The sequence below is a fragment of the Ruminococcus sp. 210702-SL.1.03 genome, from assembly GCF_020559915.1.
In the GTDB taxonomy this organism is placed as follows: domain Bacteria; phylum Bacillota; class Clostridia; order Oscillospirales; family Ruminococcaceae; genus YE71.
Genome location: NZ_JAJCLZ010000099.1, coordinates 1 through 1,039 on the forward strand (window position 1 = coordinate 1; position 1,039 = coordinate 1,039).

Below are 1,039 nucleotides of genomic sequence, written 5' to 3' on the forward strand. Positions count from 1 at the left end.
AGATGTATGGATTGGATACGAGCGTCAGGGTCAATATGATGTCTGTCAGCCATACTGTTTCTATGGGGGCGAGGGCTGTCGGTATGATTAAGGGGAAAACGTAAATAAATATTGGTTTGACAGACAGCGAAGTTTGTGATATACTTTTATTAGTTTACTTTTTAAAATTGAGCGACAAATCGGAATTTGCGGAGGATAAATGATGCAATTCACAAAGATTGATATAAATAATTGGACACGAAAAGAGTATTTCGACCACTATTTTGACAATACGCCCTGCACATATAGTATGACGGTAAAACTCGATATTTCTAAGTTGAAAAAGGATGGAAAAAAATTATATCCGACTCTCTTATATGGGGTTACAACAATCCTCAATCGACACGAAGAGTTCAGGACGGCATTAGATAAAAACGGACAGGTAGGTGTTTTTTCAGAAATGCTGCCTTGCTACACAATCTTTCATAAGGAAACTGAAACCTTTTCGAGTATTTGGACTGAGTTTACAGCAGACTATACTGAGTTTCTTCAGAACTATCAAAAGGATATAGACGCTTATGGTGAACGAAAGGGAATGTTCGCAAAGCCTAATCCTCCGGAAAACACTTTCCCTGTTTCGATGATACCGTGGACAAGCTTTGAAGGCTTTAACTTAAATCTAAAAAAAGGATATGACTATCTACTGCCGATATTTACGTTTGGGAAGTATTATGAGGATGGCGGAAAATACTATATTCCCTTATCGATTCAAGTGCATCATGCCGTTTGTGACGGCTTTCATGTTTGCCGTTTTTTGGATGAATTACAAGACTTGCTGAATGAATAAAATCCCAGTTTGTCTATGTAATATAATTAAATATTTTTGTGCAGTCAAGCAAAAGCTTGGCTGTTTTTTTATGTGAAGAAATGGAGTGTGATAACTTGAAAACCTACATCTACCCCGAAAACCTGAGAGCTAACGTAAAGCTATGGTTCTGGAATGTTCGTGATTTTATCATAATCTGCGGCGGAATAATTCTGTCGGTAATTGTGCTTGTGA

1 protein-coding gene is annotated in these 1,039 nt (G+C 37.4%); it reads left to right on the plus strand.

The window, feature by feature from the left end; all coding sequences use genetic code 11:
• Window positions 1-202: 202 nt before the first annotated feature.
• Window positions 203-826, plus strand: a complete 624-nt coding sequence (gene catA, locus LI114_RS13560) for a type A chloramphenicol O-acetyltransferase (RefSeq protein WP_075271698.1) — start codon at window positions 203-205, stop codon at window positions 824-826.
• Window positions 827-1,039 lie beyond the last annotated feature (213 nt).